Source organism: Dyadobacter sp. HNCC25DJ183 (assembly GCF_056895175.1).
This window is the reverse complement of sequence record NZ_JBXHAP010000002.1, coordinates 408,919-432,832: the sequence shown is the minus strand read 5'-3', so window position 1 is coordinate 432,832 and position 23,914 is coordinate 408,919. Positions and strand designations below refer to the sequence as shown.

The following is a 23,914-nucleotide window of genomic DNA, read 5'->3' as shown; positions in this document are numbered from 1 at the left end:
TCAATGAAGCACATTGCTTTTCTGATACTGATCCTGGGCGCTAAAATATCCTGCGCCCAGGATTCTTTGTTTAAGAACATTCCTGCGCACGATCCTGTGATGATCCGGCAGGATGGAACTTACTACGCTTTCACCACCGGACGCGGAATAACGATCTGGTCGTCAAAGGATATGGAGAATTGGAAGAAAGAAAAGCCCGTCTTCGCATCCCCGCCGGAATGGGCCGTAAAAGCAGTTCCGGGATTTAAAGGACAGATTTGGGCACCGGACATTTCGTTTCACAATGGCCTGTATTATCTCTATTATTCCATTTCTACTTTCGGTAAAAAACGCTCCTGCATTGGGTTGGCCACTAATAAAGCCCTGGATCCAAAAAGTCCGGATTACCACTGGACCGATCACCAGCAAGTTGTGGAATCCGTGAGCGGAAGAGATGAATGGAATGCAATTGATCCAAATTTAATACTGGACGAAAGTAAGCAGCCGTGGCTGTCGTTCGGGTCATTCTGGAATGGCATTAAGCTTGTCAAACTAAATCCGGATGCGAAAGCGATTGCAACTGATCCGCAGGAATGGTATACCCTGGCGAGTGTTCCAAAAACCGCTTCCAAATCGAAATCCGGTAATGGAGCCGTTGATGCCACTGGGAAGATGGCTGGCCATTGCTTTAAACGTATTTGAACTTCAATGAAAGTTGTCCAATTCACCATTCCGGTCCCGAAGGAAAGTACCATTGTGGTGCAGGAAAGCATTTTACCGCATTATTATAACCACTTGCACCGCCATCGCGAAGTGCAGATCGAGTGGGTTATAGAAGGTTCGGGGATTCTGATCGCGGGAAATTACATGCAGCGATTCGAGTCGGGCGAAGTGTACATTATTGGCGCCAATCAGTCGCATATTTTCAAGAGCGATGAATCGTATTTTAATGCAGCCGAGCCGAAACAGGTTCGTTCCGTTTCCATCTTTTTCGACCCGATCCACCTTTCGCAAAACATATTAAGTCTGCCAGAAATGACCGGAATCCGGAAGTTTGTGAGTGGCTTGCACAATGGTTTCCAGGTTCCGTTATCCGACAATGCACATATTAAAAGCACGATTAAAGAAGTAATGCAGCAAAAGGAAAGTCAGCGCGTGGCCGCATTCATTTCGTTGCTTCATCATTTTTCCACAACCAAAGAATTGAAACCGCTCGCAACCAGCAACAGCGAGCACCGGATTTCGGAAGTGGAAGGGATCCGAATGGACCGGATATTTCAATATCTGGTCGGGCATTATAAAAGCCACATTTCTCTCGCTGAAATTTCAGAAGTTGCCAGCCTTACTCCCCAGGCATTTTGCAGGTATTTCAAAAAACATACAGATAAAACTTTCGTCAGCTTCCTCAACGAAGTCCGCATCAACGAAGCCTGCAAAATCATCGTTTCAGGCAAGTTTGACGGTTTTTCAGACGTCAGCTACCAAACCGGTTTCGACAATGTGACGAATTTCAACCGGGTTTTCAAAAAGACGATCGGGCTATCGCCGAGAGAGTATCAGAAAGGATTTTTGGAGAGAGTTGGTTAGCGTATTTTGTCCGGACTCTTCTTGTCCAGCCACCCTTTCATTTCCTTTATCACCTGTTCGTGATCCACAACTCTGCCTTCACGAAAATCCTCTTCGGCAATATTAATCGATACTTTCATTTCTTCTGTAAGCTCGTAAGCAGGATTAATGTTTAAATACTCCCCCATACCTCTAGTTTTTGTCCCAACTTAAATGCATATTAAAAAACCATCATAATTGCTTTATCCATTTGAATACTTCAATTAGCTACTGGAAAATCTGGATCGATACCGGCGGGACTTTTACGGATTGTCTGGCGATTGACCCCGCTGGAAATAAAAGTCGGATCAAGGTTTTGAGTTCGAGTTGTTTGAGGGGAAAAATCGTTGATAAACTCGCGCCCTGCACTTTTCGGTTTGAAGCTAACTGGAAGTTTCCCCAAGATATTTTGAATGGATACTTTTTCAGGATTTTCGGAAATGATGCGGAGACAAGCATTGCGGACATTGATTACGCGTCAAATACGATCATCCTGCAAGACGATTTACCGTTTGAAAAAACCACGGATTTTGAAATCACTACCAAAGAAGAAGCGCCGATCCTGGCGGCCAGACTTCTGACACAAACCCCGATCGGAAACGATTTGCCACCCATTGAAATGCGGCTTGGTACTACCAAAGGCACCAATGCATTGCTCGAAAGAAAAGGTGCAAAAACGCTGCTGCTCGTCACAAAAGGCTTTAAAGACCTGCTCTACATCGGAAATCAGCAGCGGCCTTCTCTTTTTCAGCTGGATATACCCGAGCCGAATTTACTCTACTCAGAAGTGCTGGAAATAGAGGAAAGGATGGATGCTGAGGGAAATATTTTACAGGAACTCGATTTAGCAAACCAGAACCTACCTACTGACTACAAGTCAGTTGCTGTGTCTCTTCTGCATTCATACAAAAACAATACACACGAAATCGAGCTTGCGAATGCGCTCAAAAAGTCCGGAGTAAAATACATCTCAGCTTCGGCGACGCTCTTTCCGTTCTCACATTACCTCCGCCGCACGCAGACTGCGGTTGTGAATGCCTATCTGGACCCGATTTTGGATCAATACCTGTCCAATATCAAAGCTGCACTGCGGGAAGGAAGTCTAAAAGTGATGACCAGCACGGGGAGCCTGGCCGAGGTGAGCGGTTTTAATGCAAAAGATAGTTTGCTGAGCGGGCCGGCCGGAGGAATGATCGCGGCTGCAAACCTGGCGCAGAGGTTTGGTTATGCAAAAGCAATTACATTCGATATGGGCGGCACGAGCACGGATACCGCGCTGATCGACGGACAGCCTGAATTGAAATACATTACTGAAATCGACGGGATTGAATTCCATAACCCGACACTTGCCATCGAAACAGTAGCCGCAGGAGGTGGCTCGGTTTGTTGGTTCGACGGTTTTTCACTGCAAGTCGGACCAGAAAGTGCTGGCGCGTCACCTGGACCGGCTTGCTACGGAGCTGGTGGGCCGCTTACGATAACTGATGTAGATTTGCTGCTCGGAAAGCTGGATATTTCAAAATTCGGCATTCCGATTAACCCGGAAGCTGCGATTGCTGCATTGGAAAAGTTGCAAGATTCCATTCATGAAAAAACAGGTAACAGATTACATCCGCTCGAAATACTGACCGGACTGGAAAGCATTGCCAACGAGAAAATGGCAGACGCGATTCGCAAGATTTCGGTGGAAAAAGGGATCAGTCCGGCCGATTTTGCGCTCATTACTTTTGGCAGCGCGGGCGGCTTGCATAGTTGTCAGTTGGCTGATCTGTTGAATATCAACACGGTCATGATCCCCTACGACGCCGGACTTTTCAGTGCAGTAGGAATGGGAGAGGCGCTGGTAAGCACGATCGTTCCCAGGCAGATCCTCTTACCCTGGCAAGAAGCGAAATTATTGATTGATGCTATTCAACAAGAGTTAGTTGTAATTGGCGAAGAAAAGCTCAAATCGCAAGGAATAAGCTATGCAGAAACTGCCTTTTTCAACTGTTATCTGCGGTTTGCGGGTCAGGAGAATGTGATAGAAATACCCTATCAGAAAGATGAAACCATTCTTGCATTTGAAGCAGCATATCACTCGCAGTTTGGCTATTATCCTGAAAATATGACCGTGGAGCTGGAAAGTGTCAAGCTCAAAATTCAGGAAGCTGCGCAGCATTTTGACCCAAAACGAATTAGAAAAGACGGCGAAAAAGCAACTGCTACCAAAGAACTAGTGCCTTACTTCGACCAAAATAAAATCGTCGAGATTTTTGAATGGGACTTACTCAATGCCGGGGACGCAATTGAAGGTCCTGCAATCTTACTTAACAACACTTCTACGTCTTACATTCCGGCAAGCTGGCAGCTGGTAATCCAGGAAAATAAGGATGCGATCATTTTCAAAAAAGAAGCTCAAACCTTTAATAAAGAGCAACATAGCGAAGAGGTAGCGCTGCAACTTTTCACAAATCGTTTCAAAGCAATTGCGGAAGAAATGGGTGTCCAGCTGCAACGGACTGCATTTTCAGTGAATGTAAAAGAGCGGCTCGATTTCTCCTGCGCGCTACTCGATGCAGCAGGTGAATTGCTGGTGAATGCGCAACATATTCCGGTGCATTTGGGCAGTATGGGCATTTGCGGCAGACTGGTTTTGGATGCGATCAAAATTGGTCCCGGAGATGTGGTGATCACTAATCACCCGCGTTACGGCGGCTCGCATTTGCCTGATATTACATTAATTTCCGGTGTTTTTACAAATGAAAATAAATGCATCGGTTACGTAATTAACCGTGCACACCACGCAGAAGTGGGCGGAAAAACGCCCGGCTCAATGCCACCTGACGCTACTTGTCTGGCGGAGGAAGGAGTTGTGATTTTGCCTCAATATCTGGTTAAGTCGGGAGAATATCAATGGGATGCAATGCGAAAACTATTTTGCGAAAGCCGCTATCCTACCCGCTCATTTCTCTCCAATGAAGCCGATATCATCGCCGCACTTTCCGCACTCCGAAAAGGAAGTGAGCAGCTTTTGAAACTGGTGGATGTGCACGGACTGGCGGAAGTGAAAAAGTATATGCAAATGCTCAAACAAACCGCTGCGCTGCAATTACAAAGTGCAATGGAGCCGCTGCTCGGGCGGGAGTTTGAAGCAACGGAATTGCTTGATGACGGACATCAGATCCAGGTACGGATTTCCATTCAGCCCGGCAAGCAGCTTTTTGATTTTGCCGGAACTTCGAATGTGCACCCTAACAATCTGAATGCGAATATTTCAATTTTGTATAGTGCGATTTTGTATGTTTTGAGATTGCTGGTCGGCAAAGAAATTCCGTTAAATGACGGTTTGATGAAAGAAGTGGAGATCAAGCTGCCGGATAACAGTTTTCTGCACCCGCATTTTTCAGACGATCCGTTCGCTTGTCCGGCCGTGGTGGGCGGCAATACCGAAGTGAGCCAGCGGCTGGTGGATACATTGTTGAAGGCATTCGGCTTAGCGGCGTGCAGTCAGGGTACGATGAATAATTTTCTGTTTGGGAATGAGAAGTTCGGTTATTACGAAACGATTGGCGGTGGTACCGGCGCGGGAAGCAGTTTTCACGGGCGGTCGGCGGTACACCAGCACATGACCAACACGCGCATTACCGATCCCGAGCAGCTTGAACGCAAGTATCCTGTGCGTTTGCTTGAATTTGGCATTCGTCGGAATTCCGGCGGAAAAGGTCAGTTCAATGGCGGTGACGGTATTATCCGCAAAATCCAGTTTCTCGAACCTTTGCGGGTTACCTTGCTAGGCCAGCACCGCAGACAGGCGCCCTACGGACTGCATGGTGGTGCGGCTGGATTGTGCGGGAAGCATACATTGATTTCTGACGGTGAAATTTCGGAGCTTTCGGGTATATGTAGTTTAGAACTTCAAAAAGGCGATATTCTGATTATTGAAACGCCTGGTGGCGGGGGTTGGGGTTAATTTTTAATGCCACGAATGCACGAATTGACACGAATATGATTAGTGTCAATTCGTGCCTTCGTGGCAACAAAACAATGGAAAACACAAAAAGCAAACTTCTCGGCGCAGCATTCTTAATGGCCACCTCGGCCGTCGGACCAGGCTTTCTGACGCAGACTACCGTGTTCACCCAGCAACTCACCAGCAGTTTTGGCTTCGTAATCCTGATTTCGGTAATTATCGATCTCTGTGTTCAATACAATATCTGGCAAATCATCATAGTATCCGGAAAGCGCGCACAGGATCTTGCCAATGAACTTTTCCCAGGCTTAGGCTACCTGCTCGCGCTGCTGATCGTCGTGGGCGGACTGGCTTTTAACATCGGTAATGTAGCCGGCGCAGGACTTGGGATTGAAGCCATGACGGGTATTCCGGTTGAGGTGGGTACGACAGTCAGCGCGGCGATCGCGATTGGGATTTTCCTTTTCAAAGAAGCCGGAAAAGCAATGGATACCTTCGCCAGGTTGTTGGGTTTTGTCATGATTTTGCTGATCCTTTACGTAGCATTTACCTCGCACCCACCGCTTGGAGAGGCTTTTACCCACACTTTCATTCCAACTCAATTTGACTCCATTTCCACATTAACCCTCGTAGGCGGGACAGTGGGCGGCTACATTTCTTTTGCAGGCGCGCACCGGCTGCTCGATGCTGGTTTGCGTGGCGAAAAGGATCTTCCGCTTGTTAATCGAAGTGCCTCGACTGGCATTCTGGTCACTGCTGTAATTCGATATCTGCTATTTCTGGCGACGCTGGGTATTGTAATGACCGGAGCGAATATCAATCCCGACAATCCGACCGCTTCCGTCTTCGAAACTGCGGCCGGCAGCTTCGGGCGACAGTTATTCGGGTTGATGATCTGGTGCGCGGCGATTACTTCGGTGGTAGGCGCAGCTTACACTTCGGTCTCCTTCGTGCGCTCGTTTCATCCGGCTTTTGAAAAATACCACACGTGGCTTACCATTATTTTTATTTTCATTTCGACAGTGATATTTCTATTGCTAGGCAGACCGGTAAAAGTCCTCATTTTCGTGGGCACGCTGAATGGGTTTGTGCTGCCGGTTGCATTGTCCATTTTATTGGTAGCAAGTCGGAAAGCGCGGCTCGTAAGTACTTATAAGCATTCCCTTTTTCTCCAAATTGCCGGCTGGTTCGCTGTGATCGTGCTGCTGGCAATGGGTTTTAAACTTTTCTGAAATGTTCCGAAAACTGATTTTTGCTATTTCGATTTCACTACTCAGTGCGCCTGTTTTTTCCCAAAATCCAAAACCACTTGTTATCAAAATTGATGCAAATAAAACGGCGCAGCGGATTGACAATTTCGGTGCGGCCGGAGCGTGGTTTTCGGAAGGTATCGGTAAAAACTGGCCCGCAGAAAACCGCGAGAAAATGGCTGAGTGGCTTTTTAGTAAGGAAAAAGATAAAAGCGGAAATCCGAAAGGAATAGGTTTATCGGCCTGGCGCTTCAATATAGGCGGCGGTACAGCCGAGCAAGGCGATAGCAGCGGAATCAGTGATTTTCGCAAACGAGTTGAAAGCTTCCTGAATCCCGACGGCACTTACGACTGGACCAAACAAGCTGGTTATTTGTGGTTTACGAAAAAAGCAAAGGAATATGGTGTAGAAAATCTGATCGCATTCTCAAACACTCCTCCTGTTCAATTTACCAAGAATGGACTTGGCTATAAAACAGAGAAGGACTATGTAAATAACCTTAAATCCGACAAATACGAAGCCTACGCAACATTCCTGGCGACGGTTTTGAAGCATTTCGATGAGGAAGGTTTGCATTTCAACTATATCAGTCCGGTCAATGAGCCACAATGGGACTGGTCACACCCCGTGGGAGCGCCGGCGAAACAGGAAGGTACCCCGTGGAAAAATGAGGATATCGCCAGAATTACAACCGAGCTCGACCATGCATTGACCAAAAACAACGTAGCCTCTAAAATCCTGATCACAGAAGCAGCCCAGCTGGATTTTCTTTATGGTAGAAACGGTCACGCAACCCAACAGATCCAGGCATTTTTCAATCCCGTCAATCCGGCACAGCTGACGAATTTGAAACATTTACCCAGACTCATCGGCGGCCACAGCTACTTCACCGACAAAGGCGACAGCGCCCGCATTGCAATCCGCCAGCATGTGGCAGACACCGCGCGCAAATACAATGTAACCTTCTGGCAAACTGAATATTCGATGCTCGCAGACGGTTATAAAGAAGGTAAAAAAGGCAAAATCCCCGCCATTGACTGCGCATTATTTCTTTCCAAAGTAATCCACGACGACCTCGTCTACGGCAACGCAGCCGCCTGGCAGCTCTGGAACAGCTGGGAACCCGGCAGCCCTGATTTCGACACCAGATACTATGTCATCGCATTGAATCCTTCGGATAAAGAATACATCAACGGAACCGTAACAGCCACCAAAAACCTCTGGGCACTAGGCCATTACAGCCGCTTCGTCCGCCCGGGCATGCAACGACTAAACCTAACCCGAAACGACAACTTAACTACCGTCCAAATCGCGCAGGATGTGATGGTAAGTGCATATGCCAGCGAGAAGCAGATTGTTTTAGTAGCGATCAACTATACCGAAAACGTGCGTGATTTGAAGTTGGATCTGAGCGGATTTAAGTTGAAAAAAGGTTTCGAAAGCTATACCACCACTACGGAACAGGGAGTGGATATGCAGTTTGGGAAAGGTATTGATTGGAAGAAAGGGGTGCGGCTGCCTGCGCGGGGGCTGGTGACGGTGGTGTTGGAGAAAAACTAGTAATGATATTAATCTTGCTAAATTGCGGATGAGCTACTCGATACTGACATAAAACCGATCTCAACACCCAGAATAGTGACTATCAATCTATCTATTGAGACCTATGTTTTCAAATGAATTAGCAACTAAACTGTTACGTCTACCGAAGAATTTGAAGAATGGAGCTGTCACTATAAACCTCCACGAGGAGAAAAGCCGTCTTATATTAACAAATCAGGATGAACCGGAATACGAATTCTTGTTTGATATCACATCAAACAAAAAAATATCCTTCAAAATATCTTTGCATCATCAGGAGAATAAGTTGAGAGAAGGTTTACTCAGAGTCGATTATAAAGGCGGACATAAGAATCCAGAAACCCTCACAGACCTTGTTCCTGAGCATGTAAAACCGTATGTTGGACACTTTTTTCAAAATGAACCTCACATGCACATCTATGTGGAAGGATTTAAAGATTTGGCCTGGGCAATTCGATAAGCGTGGACAATTTTCCTGTTACTCAAGTGGAAAATAGTATAGATTTTGCAGCCGCCGTTTTTGCATTTGCCAATGAGATCAATATTGTAACTCCGATTACCATTCAAAATTCGCTATTACTATGACTTGGGCAAACACACTGATAAATGATTATTACGGCTGGCTGAAGAGTAAAACTGTAGTGATTCCTGATGAACGAACAGAATGGGTCGCAATACAAACTCCGTTCATTGGACTTTTCAATGATACCATCGAAATGTACGCTCAGAAAGTAGGGCAAAAAATATTGCTTTCGGACAATGGGGATACTTTTCAAAATCTTGAATTGGTGGGAGCTGCTGTTAACAGAGTTGGTGAGAGAAGAAACATTGCTGAAAGAATTTTACTTAACTATGGGATTCAATTACATAATGATGAATTGACTACCGAAACAACAGAACAAAACTTCGCGCAAAAGAAACACAACTTCCTGTCTGCAATAATGGAGTTGAATGATTTGTATATGCTCTCTAAACCAAACGTAACTTCAATTTTCAAGGAAGATGTACGAACTTTTCTGGATGCGCAGAATATTATTTACACTCCCGATTTTATCACCAAAGGATCCACAGGATTAGAATTCATGTTCGACTTTCAAATTGCCGGAAGGGATAACGAGATTGTCATAAAGTCTTTTAATACAATTAATAAACAGACTTTAAGTAGCTTCCTTTTTAGTTGGGACGACATAAAGCCAATCAGAGAAAAGGTAAGCAAGAAAAACGTAACCGCAATCGCAGTGATTAACGACGAAGAAAAACTTGTGAGAGGCGAATTTTTGGAAGCCCTCAAATCAAAGAATGCCGACGTAATTGTATGGAGTGAACGGCTTCAACCTGACAACATTTTGAAGTTCGTCGCTTAATTCATTGAAACTGCTGAAGAGGATTCTATTAGTACAAGATTGGATACGTAAAACATCAAACAATATCGAAGAAGGCGCAATGTTGCATTGCGCCTTCTTGCATTTACAACCCCTTCCTCCCATACTCCCAAAGATCCCGCAAAAGCATATTGATGATCTCCGTAGTATACAGTACCTCCATTTTATCTTCGGGACTCGGATTCCAGCCGTTTCCCGGGTGAAAGTACCGCAGGACAATATCGTGGTGCATTCTTTCGAGTTTGATGAGGTCTGTTCACGTAGTTGGCAAGAAGCGCCTCTGCGGCTGATTGGCGGTTGTTCGGATTTTGAAGTTTGTCCATGATAGTATAGTAATGTTTGTAAAACTGATTACACCATTAGCCGTGCTCAGGAAGATTTGGACGCAATGAACTTAGCATCTTTGGCGAATAATGCAAAAAAGGGTTGATCAAAGGGTTAAAAATTATTCGATTCAAGATGGACGGCTATTCTGCTTTTGCTATATTCGACTAAATTTCAAACAATTAACAGTTAATACGTAATCACAACACTAGCATGAAAACCCCACCCTCAAAAGGCGAAAGACTCAAATGGGAGTATCTTGACAAAGTTAAAAGCACGAAATTGACACCGGAACTCACCACGGGTAAACGGCTTTCCCCTGCTGAACTGGAAACAAGAAGCAGGAACAACAAGTCCTTCATCGTACCTTGAAGTTTGACTATACGGGGTATGAACTCAAACAATCGCCAAAATACTTGTTCAAACCTATCAGGATCTGATTGAGGTCTGAATAACATTGTCATAACTCCATCTTTAATTCGCCCATCCACTAAATCCACCAAATATAATCCTCCAAATTGCCTCGAATGCCAAAGCTCAGCTTGATTTAAGTTAATATCGGTAAAAAAGCCGCTAATTTCTACCAAGTTTATCATCAGGGTTAGGTCTAATTTTACATATAGACAATAAGAGCAATTCGTGTTTTAAAGTTTAAACAGTCCGTATTCTGCCCAAAAAGGCAGACAGATCTGCTATTGTCTTTACAATCCTAAAACCTTGTAAAATACTGTAAATGAGCTTCTTTAATCTTTATATAGGAAAGGTCAGAACTTTGGCTACGCTGTGTTTACTAGCGCACGTTGCTCATGCCCAATTACCGGCTTACAAGCCAACCCGGGAGGAAATTTCTAAGGCATACAAGCATATGGAATTGATGGATTCTCTCACAAAGGGCTCGGTGCTGAAAACCAGCATTCAGCCTGGCTGGCAAGCCGACGGAAAATCATTCTGGTACAGGAATATCCTGAAAGACAGCCTGACGGAGTACATATACGTTGATGCGGTAAAAGGCAAAAAAACAAAGGCATTTGAGAATGAGAAAGTAGCAAAAGCGCTTTCAAAAGCGGCTGATACTACCTTTTCTGCGGAAAAGTTGTTGCTGCAGGGTTTACGTTTCGACAATACAAAAAACACGATCTACATACAAGCTGACAACAAATGGTACGCCTACGACAGCAAAGAAAACACTGCCAAAAAGATCGAAAAACCTGCCATTGAGGAGCCAAAGGAAATTGGCTGGACAAGACAATCGAGCAGGTGGCGGCCTTTCCGCGCTGACAGTGTTTCACCTGACAAAAAGCAGAAAGCATTTGTCCTGAATGGAAACATTTACCTCGGCACTACCGGCGGAAAAGATGCAAAACAGCTCACTTACGAAGGTAATCCGCTGCGACCATTCGGCGAGTTAAGCTGGTCGCCCGATGGACAGTATATTGTTTGCTATCGAATTGATAAACAAGAAGAAAGAGAGGTAAGCTACATTCTTTCTTCACTCCCAAATACAACAAGAGGCGAAGTGAAAACGCGGGGTTACGCACAGCCTGGTGATGAATTTACGAGCTACGAAATGTTCGTGATCAATACAAAAAGCAAAGCGCTGACCAAGGTAAAATCCGAAAAGATCGATTTCTTCAATGTGCCGGTCATCCGCTGGCGGGAAGGCGATCCGCAACATTTTACCTACGAAAAAGTAGACCGCGGGCATCAGCGTTTCAGGGTAATTGAAGTGAATGCAGCGAATGGCGATACCAAAAATATCGTCGACGAGAAGACCGACACATTCATTTACCAAAACCTTATTTACACACATTACCTGCCCAAGGAGCACGAGATCATCTGGTCTTCGGAAAAAGACGGCTGGCGGCATTTGTACCTGGTGGACGAAAAATCAGGCAAAATCAAAAATCAGATCACCAAAGGCGACTGGGTGGTGCGCGATATTGACAGCATTGATACGCAAAAGCGCGAAGTGTGGTTCAGGGCGAATGGAATGAATGCAGATGAAGACCCATATCACATGCATTATTACCGCATTAAGTTCGACGGAACAGGACTGGTGAAGCTTACGAACCACGCCAAAGCCAACCACCTGCTTACCTTCTCACCGGATCGCAGCTATTATATTGACACTTACTCAACGATGACGAGCCCGCCGGTGATGGAGCTGCATAAAACTTCCGACGCGTCGCTGGTTATGAAGTTGGAAGAGGCTGATATTTCGAAATATCTATCGCTGGGCTTCAAGTTACCCGAAATTTTCAGCGCAAAAGGGCGCGACGGCAAAACGGATACCTGGGGGATTGTGTACAGGCCAAGCACATTCGACCCGAACCAAAAATACCCGATCATCGAGAACATTTATGCAGGCCCGCAGGATTCATTTGTGCCCAAAGCTTTCAGGCATTATGGTGAAATGCAGAGTATGGCCGAGCTGGGCTTCATCGTGGTTCAAATGGACGGAATGGGCACAGCAAACCGTTCAAAGGCATTTCACGACGTATGCTGGAAGAACCTGGCCGACGCCGGTTTCCCCGATCGAATTGCCTGGATGAAGGCGCTGGCAGCCAAATATCCTTATATTGATTCTACCAAAGTGGGCGTTTACGGCACCTCGGCGGGCGGCCAGAATTCATTGGGCGCTCTGCTTTTCCACCCCGGATTTTACGACGCCGCAGTTTCCGCCTGTGGCTGCCACGACAACCGTGTGGACAAGCAATGGTGGAACGAACAATGGATGGGCTACCCCGTGGGCAAGCACTACGACGAACAATCGAATGTAACCAACGCAGCAAAATTGCAGGGAGACCTGCTCCTGATCGTAGGCGAAGCCGACACCAACGTACCACCCGAATCGACTTACCGAGTGGCAGATGCATTGATCAAGGCGAATAAAGATTTTGAATTACTGACAATCCCAGGAATGGGGCACAGCGACGGCGGGACTTACGGTAGAAGGAAGAAGCGGGACTTTTTTGTGAAGAAGTTGCTGGAAGTAGATCCACCGGGGCGGAATAAGGTTGCGGTGACGCAGTAGCGGCCCTTCGACCGCGCTCAGGGTGACAAAAGTGTAGCGCTCACCAGCCTTGTCATGCTGAGCGGACCGGGCCGCCGGGCGGTCGAAGCAAAAGGGCGATAACGCTACAAAGTACGGTTGCTATTAGCATTGTGCCTGCCCTTCGACTGCGCTCAGGGTGACAAAAGGGGCGCTCGGGGCGAATAAGGGGAAACAGGGTGACAAAAGTGTCGCGCTCACCAGCCTTGTCATGCTGAGCGCAGTCGAAGCAAATGGCGACCACGCTACAAAGTACCGCTGGATGCAGCATTGTGCTTGGCCCTTCGACTGCCGGGCGGTCGAAGCAAAATGCGAGATGCCTCGTGCACTATCGCTATCAATAAAACCCATTAATCATGAAAAACCTTTTACTACTCTTCATTTGCTTTATCATTCTCGGCGGCTGTGCCAAGAAGCCAGGTTCAGGTAACAAATCTGTGACTTCTTCGGCAGAGGGCCGCAGGATTGAGATTTTAATTCTCGGCCACGATAGCCGGCATCATTTCTCGGAAAAGTTCTTTCCAATGCTTTCCCTGCCGCTTTTTCAGAAAGGCATTAACCTCACTTATACTTCCGACCTCAATGATCTGAACCCGGAAACATTGAGCCAGTACGACGGTTTGATGATTTATGCCAATCACAATACGATCACGAATGCGCAGGAAGCTGCTATGAAGGATTTTGTGGAAGGTGGAAAAGCATTGATTCCGCTGCATGCGGCTTCTTTCTGTTTTCAGAATTCAGATTGGTATATCAAAGCTGTCGGGGCGCAGTTTAATACGCATAAGTATGGAACTTTCACTGCTCCGATCACTAAGCCGGAACATCCGGTTATGGCGGGTTTGAAACCGTTTGAAACCTGGGACGAGACTTACGTTCATCACAAGATCAGCCCCGAAATTCAGGTATTGCAGGAACGCATTGAAGGCGATCACCACGAACCCTGGACGTGGGTGCGGACGCAGGGAAAAGGACGTGTTTTTTATACTGCTTATGGTCACGACAAGCGTACCTGGAAGCAAAAAGGTTTCCACGATCTGGTTGCCAACGGGGTAATGTGGGCTGTGAACGACAAAGCGAAAGAAAGTCTGGCACAATTCAAATTGCCCGTAATGGAGTTTAAAGACGCCGATGTTCCCAACTATGAAAGACGCGATCCTGCACCCAAATTTCAGCTGCCGCTATCCCCTGCTGAATCACAGAAACTGATCCAGGTACCTGTTGATTTTGACCTTCAACTGTTTGCTTCCGAGCCGGATATTGTAAAACCTATTGCGATGGCCTGGGATGAAAAAGGCAGGTTGTGGATCATTGAAACGGAAGATTACCCCAACGAAATCCGCAATGAAGAAGGTACCGGTAAAGACCGGATCAAGATTTGTGAGGATACCAATGGCGACGGAAAAGCGGACAAGTTTACCGTTTTTGCCGACGGACTGAATATCCCGACCAGCCTCACTTTTGCAAATGGCGGTGTGATCGTAGCGCAGGCGCCGCATTTCATTTTCTTCAAAGATACCAATGGAGACGACAAGGCCGATGTTCGTGAAAATATCATCAGCGGCTGGGGCAAGAGCGATACGCATGCGGGTCCATCGAATTTGAAATATGGCTTGGATAATAAGGTTTGGGGTGTTTTGGGATACGCGGGTTACCGGGGTGATGTGAATGGAAAAGCGACCAACTTCAGTCAGGGGATTTACCGTTTTGATACCAATGGAAAAAACCTGGAATACATCGGCCGCACCTCCAACAACACCTGGGGACTCGGTTTTTCGGAAGATTTCGAAGTATTCATTTCAACAGCAAACGGTAATTACAGCGGGCACTTTGCAATGCCGCTTGAATATGTAAAACGCTCGGTAGCCGACGGATCAGGGAATACGGTGTACAAGCTGGATTCGCATTATGATATGAATTACCTCACACCTGCATTGCGCCAGGTGGATTTTCACGGCGGGTTTACAGCTGCCGCCGGACATAATTTATACACCGCCCGCAATTTCCCGAAATCCTATTGGAACAATACTGCATTTGTCTGCGAGCCGACAGGTCGCTTGCTTTATCAGGCAAGATTAAACCCGAAAGGCGCGGGTTACAAAGAGAAAAATGGCTTCAATCTGCTCGCCAGTTCCGACGAATGGTTCTCACCTGTTCACGCAGAAGTTGGTCCCGACGGCGCGGTTTGGGTGGCCGACTGGTACAGCTTCATTATCCAGCACAACCCTACTCCACGAGGATTTGAGAATGGAAAAGGCAATGCTTATATCAATCCGCTCCGGGACAATAAACACGGACGTATATACAGGGTCGTTTATAAAAAAGCAAAACCTTATTCACCGGTCAAACTGGATAAAAATGATCCGGCCAGTCTCGTTGCTGCATTGAAAAACGACAATATGTTTTGGCGCACAACTGCGCAGCGGCTGATAGTCGAAGGGAAACAAACTGCATTGATTCCCGAGCTTTTGAAGATTGTAAATGATCTGACCGTCGACGAAATAGGCCTCAACAGTCCCGCTGTGCATGCATTGTGGACTTTGGATGGACTCGGCGCTTACGAGACGAACGAGACGGCTTACCACACTTTGGTGCGCGCAGTTCGGCACCCGGCGGCCGGTGTTCGCAAGAATGCAGTGAAGCTTTTACCAAGAAACGACAAAACGCTTTCTGCATTAAAATGGACCAGGTCACTGGAAGATCCCGACCTGAAAGTGCGCCTCGCAACTGTACACGCATTGACGGATTTACCTGCCTCGGAAGAGATCGGCAGAATGCTTTATCTGGCTGGTCAGGATTCTGAAAATGCGGCGGATGAATACCTGGCACAAGCCATTTTTTCAGGCGTGATCAAGCATGAAGCGGGTTTTAAAAATGCGGCTGCAAAGCTCAAAGATTCCACATTAACTGCGCGCATTGAGCGGGGTTTGGTTCAGGAAACTTATGTACTTAACCTCTGGTCGCCGCCCATTTTTCCGCCTGATATTGCCAACAAAGAGATTCAGATCAAAGCGATTATTACCAAAGCCGACGAGGAACTTTCAGGCGTGGTTGCTTCTCAGGGAAATAAGGAAAATGGTTACAGTCTGTTTATGGAGAATGGGAAATTGCATTTTTTGGTAAAACAAAATGGCAAACCCTATCAGATCACATCCACCAAAAAGCTGCCTGACGAACGTTTCAATGCATTCGCAACGCTTTCAGAAAACGGCGAAATAACACTCGCGATCGAAGATGAAACGCCTGTGAAAGGAAAAGCGGCCGGGCTTTTTACCAAACCATTTACACCAGACGAAATCCGCCTCGGACGTGATTTGAGGGACGAAAACCGAGTGGGGGAATATAGCGAGAATTTCAGGCTCAGAGGCTGGCTGGATATCGAGAGTACTTTGCAGCTGAACCAGATCGGGAAGAAAAGCGACGACAAGAAAGTAGCGGCGCTGAAACCTGAAAAAGCGAAGGAGATAGGAAAAGGAACCGGCGAGCCAGTGACGATCAAGCTCAAAACGATCGAGCATGAAATGAAATTTGACAAAAAGACTTTCACCGTAAAAGCAGGCCAGAAAGTAACGATCCAGTTTACCAATCCTGATTTCATGCAGCATAACCTGCTGGTAACTACACCGGGCAGTCTGGAAAAAGTAGGCGCAGCGGCTGACCTGCTCGCCCGCGAATCCAATGCGATAGAAATGCATTACGTACCCAAAATCCCCGAGGTACTGCATGCAACGGAGCTCGTGAGTCCGGAAGGAAATGTGACGCTGGTGTTTATTGCTCCCGAAAAACCGGGCGAATATCCTTACCTCTGCACTGTGCCCGGTCACTGGCGGATCATGAATGGAACTATGAAAGTAGTCGCGAACAATACAAAATAATAGCCTATGAAAAAGAAGACTTCCCCTCAAAATTCAACCACCATCTAACTCAAAAAACATGAATAGACTATTATCTAACTTGATCCAGGAAATACCGCGCCGGCTGCTTTGCAGTCTTGCATTGGTGTGCCTATTATCCGGTCAGCTGCTGGCTGCCGAACGTGAAATTTCGGGCACGATCGTATCCGCCGGGGACAAAAACCCTTTGCCGGGTGTGACTGTTATCGTAAAAGGGAATAATTCCATTGGAACAGCCACAGACACCGAAGGAAAATTCAAACTGACCGTTCCTGATGAAGCTACTTTGATCCTGAGCTACATTGGTTATGTAAGCCAGGAATTGGTGGTAGGCAACCAGAGCGAGTTGAGCATTGAAATGGCGCCAGATCAGAAACAGCTTTCGGAAGTAGTCGTGATTGGTTACGGAACGCAGAAAAAAGGCGACGTGACCAGCTCGGTTGCGAGTATTAAAAGAGAAGATTTCATCAAAGGAACGGTGCGCGACGCGGCCCAACTGGTGCAGGGAAAAGTGGCCGGTTTGCGCATTACCACGCCCAGCGGCTCTCCCAGCTCGAATACGCAGATCAATCTGAGGGGTATTAACTCGATCAATGGAAATTCAGATCCATTGGTTTTGATCGACGGTATTCCGGGCGGTTTGAATACGGTTGCGCCTGAGGATATTGAGTCAGTGGACGTTTTGAAAGACGGATCGGCGGCGGCGATTTATGGAACACGCGCTACCGGCGGGGTAATTTTGATCACCACAAGGAAAAACCGGGGTACCTCGCGGGCGACTGTGGAGTATTCCAATTATGTAAATATCCAGACGATCGCACGCAGACCTGAGCTGCTGACTGGTAACGATTACCGCCAGAAAATCAGTGAAGGAATCGATTACACAGATTACGGCGGAAATACCGACTGGCTCGGCGAAATCATGCAAAAGCCGGTCAGCCACAACCATAACCTGACATTTTTCGGTGGAAACAGTACGACCAACTTCACAGGATCTGTGAATTACCGGAACTGGGAAGGTATCTTTTTGAGATCGGGACAAAACAGGTTCACCGGCCGCGCAGACCTGAACCACGCGATGTTTGACAATAAACTGAAAACCAACATTCAGATCATCAACCGCATTACGAACACGAGCGGCGCAGTGAGTCCGGCTGACAATGAAGCAGCGTACGGATACATTTACCGCCAGGCGATCATCCGTAACCCAACTGATCGTGTGAGAACGGAAGCAGGCGGGTGGCAGGAGCGCGACGGGTATTTCTATGAAAACCCTGTGTCCCTGATCAACGAGTCAAACTACGATGCCAAGTTCAAAGAAATGCGGATGAGCGGAAGTCTGGACTATGCACCTATTGCTGACCTGAACTTCAAATTATTAGTTTCCAATGTACAAAACAGCAACCTGGAAGGCGGCTCGACGACATTCAACCATACGGCGACACGATTGAGCAACCAGAACGCAACCGCATACCGCAGCACTTACGCAAACAATGAAAACCTGCTGGAATTGACCGGTAATTATGCCAAATCATTCGGTAAACACCGTTTTACATTGCTTGGCGGTTACAGCTGGCAGGATGCAACCTACGAAGCTTTCAGCGCGAGCAACTGGGACTTCCCGACTGACGCTTACGACTGGAACAACCTCGGCGCAGGTGGCGCTTTGCAAAAAGGCCAGGCTGGAATGGGAAGTACCAAGAACAAATGGCAACTGGCAGGTTTCTTTGGCCGCTTGACTTACAGTCTGGACGAAAAATACCTGTTTATGGCGAGTGTGCGCCGCGAGGGTTCTTCCCGGTTCGGGATCAACAACCAATGGGGTACATTCCCGGCGGCTTCTGTGGGCTGGCGGATCAGCAAGGAGAATTTCATGGCCGGACTTTCAGGTGTGAATGAAATTAAGCTTCGTGCGGGTATCGGGGTTACGGGAACGATTGCCAGTGCGCCGTACCTGTCGCAGATCAGCTATAATTTTGACCGCGCACAAGGTGCATACATTGGTGGAAAATGGGTTCCAGGATTTATCCCAGCCCGTAACTTCAACCCAGATCTGCGCTGGGAGAAGAAGGAAGAGGTGAATGCAGGTATTGATTTTGGTTTTATGAAAAACAGGATCAATGGATCTATCGATTTTTACAGCCGCAAGGTGAAAGATCTGCTTTACAACTTCCCTGTGCCGGTTCCGCCTTACCTGACGAGCTCGATGCTGATCAATGCAGGTACGATGAAAAACGATGGGATGGAAATTCTTTTGAACCTTGTACCGGTGCAAACTGCGAACCTGCAATGGAATACCGGCATCACTTATTCTACCAACAGGAACAAGCTGGTAAGTCTTTCAAACGATCAATTTGAAGCAGCAAACGACTTTTTCGACGCGGGTTATACGGGCGAACCGATTCAGGTAAGTACGCACCGGGTGAAAGTTGGCGAGCCGATCGGACGGTTTTTTGTGTGGAAATCGGTAGGTGTGGATGATAAAGGCGCGTGGCTGATCGAAAATAAAGACGGAGAGATTATCCCGATCGCAAATGCAACTCCGGAAGACCGTCAGTATTATGGAAATGGTATTCCAAAGCACATTGTGGGCTGGAACAACTCGGTACGTTTCAAAAGCTTTGACCTGGCTGTGAATATGCGGGGCGCATTCGGATATGATATTCTGAATTTCCAGAGCATGTTTTACAACAATCCAAGGAACAAAGCTTACAATATGCTCAAAACCGCCTACGATCCGATCGACGGGAAAGTGCTGAACAGTGACCTGGTTTATGTTTCCAATTACATTGAAAAAGGTGATTACTGGAAAATTGACAACGTGACACTGGGCTATACTTTGCCGGTGAACCTGATCAAAGGAATGAAAAACGCACGCGTATTCGTGTCGGGACTAAACCTGGCTACGATTACCAAGTACTCGGGAATCGACCCTGAGGGTGTATCCATGACCGGCTTTTTCCCTGGCAGCGACCAGCGTGATAAGTACCCTACAACACGCACTTTCACAGCTGGACTTAGCGTAAACTTCTGATCCAAAATCTTGAAAACAATGAAAAATAAATCCACCAGATATATCATTTTAGCTTCTATGCTCGGCGCGGCTACCTTGTCGTGTACCGATTTGAATGAGGAAGTGTATTCAGAAGTATTGTCTAGTACTTACCAGCCGACTGAAAAAGACCTGCCTGCGATCGTAGCGCCTGTTTATTCTTCATTGCGCGGCTTGATGCTCGGCTGGCAAGGTTACTTCGATTTGCAGGAAGAAGCAGCCGACGCCATCATCACGCCGGTACGTCCAAACGGCTGGGACGATGGCGGTACCTATCGCCGGATGCACCAGCACACGTGGACTTCATTACAATGGCAGCCTGAGAATGCGTGGCAGAGTGCATTCCGCAGTATAACTACTGCCAACCGGGTTTTGTCACAAATTGAAGACGGGGACATACCTCTTACAACCGGTAAAGAACAGATCCAGGCTGAGCTGCGGGCGGTGCGTGCATTTGCTTACTATCTTTTGCTTGACAACCACGGTAATGTGCCGATCGTGACCGATTTCAAGGATATTAACCTGCCAAAGCAAAGCAAGCGGAAGGAAGTTTATGATTTTGTGGTAAAAGAACTGACAGAAGTCATGCCGAACCTGAGCGACAATGCGGCTACTACTTACGGTCAGATGAACCGCTGGGGCGCGAAAACGCTTTTGGCCAAAATATACCTGAATGCACAGGTATACACCGGAACAGCGGAATGGGCGAAGGCAATAGAGCAAGCTGATGAAGTGATTAAAAGTGGCAAATACACGTTGGATGCAAACTATTCGGATGTTTTCACGTGGACTAACTTCAACTCGAAAGAGATCATTTTCGCGATTCCTTATGATGAGATTTATGGTACCGGAAACCAGATCCACATGAAAACGCTAGATCCTCTGAGCCGCTCGGTGTATCCGATGAATGCAGGTCCATGGGGCGGAAACTGCGCGGTACCTCAATTTATCGACACTTACGACGCAGAAGACGGTCGCCTGGCGGATAGCTGGATCATGGGCCCGCAGAAAAATGCAACAACCGGCGCAGTGGTAATTACTTACTCCAAAACGGTTCCCGGAATGGACAAAACTGCTTCTACCGACGGATATCGCATTGGTAAATACAAGATCAAGCCAAATGCAACGGGCAGTCTGGACAACGATTTCCCTTTCCTGCGCTACGCGGATGTGTTGATGATCAAGGCGGAAGCATTGCTTCGCACAGGCAAAGCGGACGAAGCGGCTGCACTGGTGAGCCAGGTACGCGCACGCGCATTCAAGGCAAATCCTGCAAAAGCCACAGTTACCGGCGCAGACCTGATGAAAGGCAGCAAATACAACTACGGCTACCAGGCGGCAGACGGTACCATTACCGAGCGCCAGGGTGGTGACGATGTGAAATTTGGCCGATTTTTGGATGAACTAGGCTGGGAATTTGCAGCAGAGGCGCACCGCCGCCAGGATCTGATCCGCTTCGGGATTTATGAAACCAAGAAATGGTTTAACCACAGACCGCAAGCCCAACAGCGCGCATTGTTCCCAATTCCGCAAAATGAAATTGATAAAAACCCGAATCTGAAACAAAATCCGGGCTACTGATAATACATTCTGATTAGGTTAGTAGTTTTAATCTTGCTCGAAAACTTTGTTTTCGAGCAAGATTTTTTTGTTTAAAATAGGCTTCCGCCACGTTGCGGCGGCGCTATAAATTATATTGCAAACTCAAACAAGCAGGGCACGCATTCACAGCGGGTGCCGCATTTAAATTCAGAAATTATGTTTTCCAAAGAAACCTATATACAGAGACGCCAGCAGCTTAAATCGAAAGTAGGAAGTGGCCTGATCCTGTTCCTCGGCAATGAGGAATCGGGTATGAACTATCGTGATAATGTTTATCCATTTCGTCAGGACAGCACTTTTCTCTATTATTTCGGTTTAGATATCGCGTCCATTCACGCGGTAATTGACATTGATAATGATCAGGAAATCATTTTCGGAAACGAGCTCACGATTGATGATATCGTGTGGACTGGCCCGAAAGAGCCGCTTACTGAAAAAGCCGCAAAAGCGGGTATTACGCAGGTAAAGTCGCTCTCCGCCATCGGAAGCTTTTTGAAGAATGCTTTGGATAAAAAACAAAACATTCATTTCCTGCCTCCTTACCGCGGCGATCACTACCTGCAACTACAGGAATGGCTGCATATATCTCCTGCCGAAGCTGCTCAAAAGGCATCGGTCACATTGATCAAAGCCGTAGTGGCCATGCGTAATTACAAAACTGCCGAGGAGATTGCTGAAATGGAAAAGGCGGTAGATACTTCCGTGGATATGCACCTGGATTTTATGCGGAACACGCGTCCGGGCATGACGGAAAAGGAAGTGGCGGGCAAGCTGCAAAGTATTGCAATTGGCGCTGGCGGCGACATTTCTTACCCGATTATTCTGACTGTAAACGGCGAAATCCTGCACACGCACACCCGCAATCTCGTAATGCGCGAAGGCCAAATGGGCTTATGCGATGCGGGGGCAGAAACTGCTATGCGCTATTGCGGCGATCTGACACGCACAATTCCGATGGGCAAGCAGTTTTCAACGCTGCAAAGGGAAATGTACCAGATCGTGCTAAATGCACAGAATGCAGCTATTGCGGCTTGCCAGCCTGGTATTTTGTTTAAAGATGTACATAAGCTCGCTGCGACGAAGTTGCTGGAAGGACTGAAACTGTTGGGCGTGGTGAAAGGCGATGTGGAAGAAGCTGTTGCAAACGATGTGCATACCCTATTTTTTCAATGCGGCCTCGGCCACATGATCGGGCTGGATGTACATGATATGGAAAACCTGGGTGAACAATATGTAGGTTACACCGAAGATCTGGTAAAAGGAACCACATTCGGCTGGAAATCGCTGCGCCTGGGCCGCGCGCTGGAACCTGGCTTTGTGGTAACCGTAGAGCCGGGGCTCTATTTAATCCCAACCCTGATCGACCGCTGGAAAGCCGAGAACAAACTGGCCGATTTTGTGGATTACAACAAACTGGAAACGCTGCGTGACTTCACCGGAATCCGCATTGAAGATAACATTCTGATCACGGAAACGGGCAACAGGATTTTAGGAAAGCATTTGCCGAAGGAAGTAGCGGAAGTGGAGGCGTTGCGGTGATTTGGGGCTTGAACCTTAAAAGACTAAATTTCAATACATTTTGGTTAAATTTGGTTGAAGATAAAAAACACAGGATATGAACAGCACACTGGTAAATGGCTACATCGGGCTACTAGATAGTCTTAGCCTGGAAGAAAAACTTGACCTTATATCCAAGTTAAGCGCGTCTGCAAAACAGAATATTGTAGACAAGAAAAGTGCATTCAGAAATGCTTTTGGTGCATTTGATTCAAAGAAAACTGCTGATGAAATTATTGACGAAATCAAGAGCAGCAGAGTTGCCACTCGGGAAATCGAATCATTTTGAAGAAATATCTGATTGATACGAATATTGCCATTTACTATATGAAGGGCAAGTTCAATCTGGAAAGGAAGTTCGAAGAATTGGCAGAGGAACATTGCTACATATCAGAGATAACGCTTGCGGAGCTGAAATTTGGCATCGAAAAAAGTGAAAGACCCGAGAAGAACAGACAGGTTTTGGAACAATTCCTAACCGGGGTAAAAATTCTTCCTATTTTTCATTCATTGGATCTGTATGCCAAAGAGAAAGCGCGTCTCCAAAAGGCAGGCATTCCACTCGATGATTTTGACTTGTTAATTGGTGTAACATCAGTCACACACCAATTGATAATGGTAACAAAGAATACAAATCATTTCAAAAGAATATCGGACATTCAATTGGAGGATTGGACAATAAGTTGA

At 46.9% G+C, this 23,914-nt stretch carries 17 protein-coding genes; 15 read left to right on the top strand and 2 right to left on the bottom strand.

Translation table 11 applies throughout. The features are described from left to right. The first annotated feature begins 3 nt into the window (after window positions 1–3). Both AC1XTG_RS05800 and AC1XTG_RS05795 read left to right on the top strand, forming a co-directional pair. On the top strand, window positions 4–681 hold the full coding sequence (locus tag AC1XTG_RS05800) for a family 43 glycosylhydrolase (RefSeq protein WP_082489070.1): 678 nt from the start codon (window positions 4–6) through the stop codon (window positions 679–681). 6 nt (window positions 682–687) lie between these two features. After that, window positions 688–1,566: a helix-turn-helix domain-containing protein gene (locus tag AC1XTG_RS05795; RefSeq protein ID WP_484841342.1), complete on the top strand. Its 879-nt coding sequence runs from the start codon at window positions 688–690 to the stop codon at window positions 1,564–1,566. On the opposite strand, the gene AC1XTG_RS05790 is transcribed toward AC1XTG_RS05795, so the two are convergent. Continuing rightward, complete coding sequence (locus AC1XTG_RS05790; protein ID WP_157474543.1) at window positions 1,563–1,733, bottom strand: dynein light chain family protein; 171 nt, start codon at window positions 1,731–1,733, stop codon at window positions 1,563–1,565. The genes AC1XTG_RS05795 and AC1XTG_RS05790 overlap by 4 nt on opposite strands. A 62-nt stretch (window positions 1,734–1,795) precedes the next feature. Between AC1XTG_RS05790 and AC1XTG_RS05785 the strand changes: the two genes are divergently transcribed. The 5 genes from AC1XTG_RS05785 to AC1XTG_RS05765 all read left to right on the top strand — a co-directional run bounded on the left by AC1XTG_RS05785 (window position 1,796) and on the right by AC1XTG_RS05765 (window position 9,729). Next, the gene (locus AC1XTG_RS05785) at window positions 1,796–5,536 is read left to right on the top strand and encodes a hydantoinase B/oxoprolinase family protein (protein WP_484841341.1); all 3,741 of its coding nucleotides are present in this window, start codon (window positions 1,796–1,798) and stop codon (window positions 5,534–5,536) included. 74 nt (window positions 5,537–5,610) lie between these two features. Next, window positions 5,611–6,768: an NRAMP family divalent metal transporter gene (locus AC1XTG_RS05780; protein WP_484841340.1), complete on the top strand. Its 1,158-nt coding sequence runs from the start codon at window positions 5,611–5,613 to the stop codon at window positions 6,766–6,768. A 1-nt stretch (window position 6,769) separates the two neighbouring features. Then, entirely contained in the window at window positions 6,770–8,347 is a 1,578-nt protein-coding gene (locus AC1XTG_RS05775) for a glycoside hydrolase (protein ID WP_484841339.1), read from the top strand. A 103-nt stretch (window positions 8,348–8,450) separates the two neighbouring features. Next, window positions 8,451–8,825, top strand: a complete 375-nt coding sequence (locus AC1XTG_RS05770; RefSeq protein ID WP_484841338.1) for a DUF6978 family protein — start codon at window positions 8,451–8,453, stop codon at window positions 8,823–8,825. Window positions 8,826–8,946: 121 nt separating this feature from the next. After that, complete coding sequence (locus AC1XTG_RS05765; protein WP_484841337.1) at window positions 8,947–9,729, top strand: DUF1828 domain-containing protein; 783 nt, start codon at window positions 8,947–8,949, stop codon at window positions 9,727–9,729. 103 nt (window positions 9,730–9,832) lie between these two features. Here the strand turns inward: AC1XTG_RS05765 and AC1XTG_RS05760 are convergent, their stop codons facing one another. Further along, entirely contained in the window at window positions 9,833–9,979 is a 147-nt protein-coding gene (locus AC1XTG_RS05760; RefSeq protein WP_157474540.1) for a hypothetical protein, read from the bottom strand. Between the two features lie 305 nt (window positions 9,980–10,284). Here AC1XTG_RS05760 and AC1XTG_RS05755 point away from each other — a divergent pair, with 305 nt between their 5' ends. From AC1XTG_RS05755 to AC1XTG_RS05720, 8 genes are all read left to right on the top strand, one after another. Next, the gene (locus AC1XTG_RS05755; RefSeq protein WP_157474537.1) at window positions 10,285–10,443 is read left to right on the top strand and encodes a hypothetical protein; all 159 of its coding nucleotides are present in this window, start codon (window positions 10,285–10,287) and stop codon (window positions 10,441–10,443) included. Window positions 10,444–10,945: 502 nt separating this feature from the next. Next, a complete protein-coding gene (locus AC1XTG_RS05750; RefSeq protein ID WP_484841336.1) occupies window positions 10,946–13,105 on the top strand; it encodes a S9 family peptidase in 2,160 nt (719 codons plus the stop codon). A 374-nt stretch (window positions 13,106–13,479) separates the two neighbouring features. Then, window positions 13,480–16,998 (top strand): PVC-type heme-binding CxxCH protein, encoded by a 3,519-nt coding sequence (locus AC1XTG_RS05745; protein ID WP_484841335.1) that lies wholly within the window; start codon window positions 13,480–13,482, stop codon window positions 16,996–16,998. A gap of 58 nt (window positions 16,999–17,056) precedes the next feature. Then, on the top strand, window positions 17,057–20,050 hold the full coding sequence (locus AC1XTG_RS05740; RefSeq protein ID WP_484841334.1) for a SusC/RagA family TonB-linked outer membrane protein: 2,994 nt from the start codon (window positions 17,057–17,059) through the stop codon (window positions 20,048–20,050). 18 nt (window positions 20,051–20,068) lie between these two features. Next, window positions 20,069–21,649 carry a RagB/SusD family nutrient uptake outer membrane protein gene (locus tag AC1XTG_RS05735; protein ID WP_484841333.1) on the top strand — a complete coding sequence of 527 codons (1,581 nt, stop codon included), beginning with the start codon at window positions 20,069–20,071 and terminating at the stop codon, window positions 21,647–21,649. Window positions 21,650–21,826: 177 nt separating this feature from the next. Further along, window positions 21,827–23,209 carry an aminopeptidase P family protein gene (locus tag AC1XTG_RS05730; protein WP_484841332.1) on the top strand — a complete coding sequence of 461 codons (1,383 nt, stop codon included), beginning with the start codon at window positions 21,827–21,829 and terminating at the stop codon, window positions 23,207–23,209. A gap of 76 nt (window positions 23,210–23,285) precedes the next feature. Continuing rightward, window positions 23,286–23,516, top strand: coding sequence for a hypothetical protein (locus tag AC1XTG_RS05725; RefSeq protein ID WP_056279915.1), 231 nt, complete (start codon window positions 23,286–23,288; stop codon window positions 23,514–23,516). Continuing rightward, window positions 23,513–23,914 carry a PIN domain-containing protein gene (locus AC1XTG_RS05720; protein WP_484841331.1) on the top strand — a complete coding sequence of 134 codons (402 nt, stop codon included), beginning with the start codon at window positions 23,513–23,515 and terminating at the stop codon, window positions 23,912–23,914. Before AC1XTG_RS05725 ends, AC1XTG_RS05720 begins: the two co-directional genes overlap by 4 nt.

Excerpts from the sequence above, each read along its gene's own strand:
- AC1XTG_RS05800 (WP_082489070.1), top strand. The coding sequence starts at position 4 with ATGAAGCACATTGCTTTTCTGATACTGATCCTGGGCGCTAAAATATCC.
- AC1XTG_RS05795 (WP_484841342.1), top strand. The coding sequence starts at position 688 with ATGAAAGTTGTCCAATTCACCATTCCGGTCCCGAAGGAAAGTACCATT.
- AC1XTG_RS05790 (WP_157474543.1), bottom strand. The coding sequence starts at position 1,733 with ATGGGGGAGTATTTAAACATTAATCCTGCTTACGAGCTTACAGAAGAA.
- AC1XTG_RS05780 (WP_484841340.1), top strand. The coding sequence starts at position 5,611 with ATGGAAAACACAAAAAGCAAACTTCTCGGCGCAGCATTCTTAATGGCC.
- AC1XTG_RS05775 (WP_484841339.1), top strand. The coding sequence starts at position 6,770 with ATGTTCCGAAAACTGATTTTTGCTATTTCGATTTCACTACTCAGTGCG.
- AC1XTG_RS05770 (WP_484841338.1), top strand. The coding sequence starts at position 8,451 with ATGTTTTCAAATGAATTAGCAACTAAACTGTTACGTCTACCGAAGAAT.
- AC1XTG_RS05765 (WP_484841337.1), top strand. The coding sequence starts at position 8,947 with ATGACTTGGGCAAACACACTGATAAATGATTATTACGGCTGGCTGAAG.
- AC1XTG_RS05760 (WP_157474540.1), bottom strand. The coding sequence starts at position 9,979 with ATGCACCACGATATTGTCCTGCGGTACTTTCACCCGGGAAACGGCTGG.
- AC1XTG_RS05755 (WP_157474537.1), top strand. The coding sequence starts at position 10,285 with ATGAAAACCCCACCCTCAAAAGGCGAAAGACTCAAATGGGAGTATCTT.
- AC1XTG_RS05750 (WP_484841336.1), top strand. The coding sequence starts at position 10,946 with ATGGATTCTCTCACAAAGGGCTCGGTGCTGAAAACCAGCATTCAGCCT.
- AC1XTG_RS05745 (WP_484841335.1), top strand. The coding sequence starts at position 13,480 with ATGAAAAACCTTTTACTACTCTTCATTTGCTTTATCATTCTCGGCGGC.
- AC1XTG_RS05740 (WP_484841334.1), top strand. The coding sequence starts at position 17,057 with ATGAATAGACTATTATCTAACTTGATCCAGGAAATACCGCGCCGGCTG.
- AC1XTG_RS05735 (WP_484841333.1), top strand. The coding sequence starts at position 20,069 with ATGAAAAATAAATCCACCAGATATATCATTTTAGCTTCTATGCTCGGC.
- AC1XTG_RS05730 (WP_484841332.1), top strand. The coding sequence starts at position 21,827 with ATGTTTTCCAAAGAAACCTATATACAGAGACGCCAGCAGCTTAAATCG.
- AC1XTG_RS05725 (WP_056279915.1), top strand. The coding sequence starts at position 23,286 with ATGAACAGCACACTGGTAAATGGCTACATCGGGCTACTAGATAGTCTT.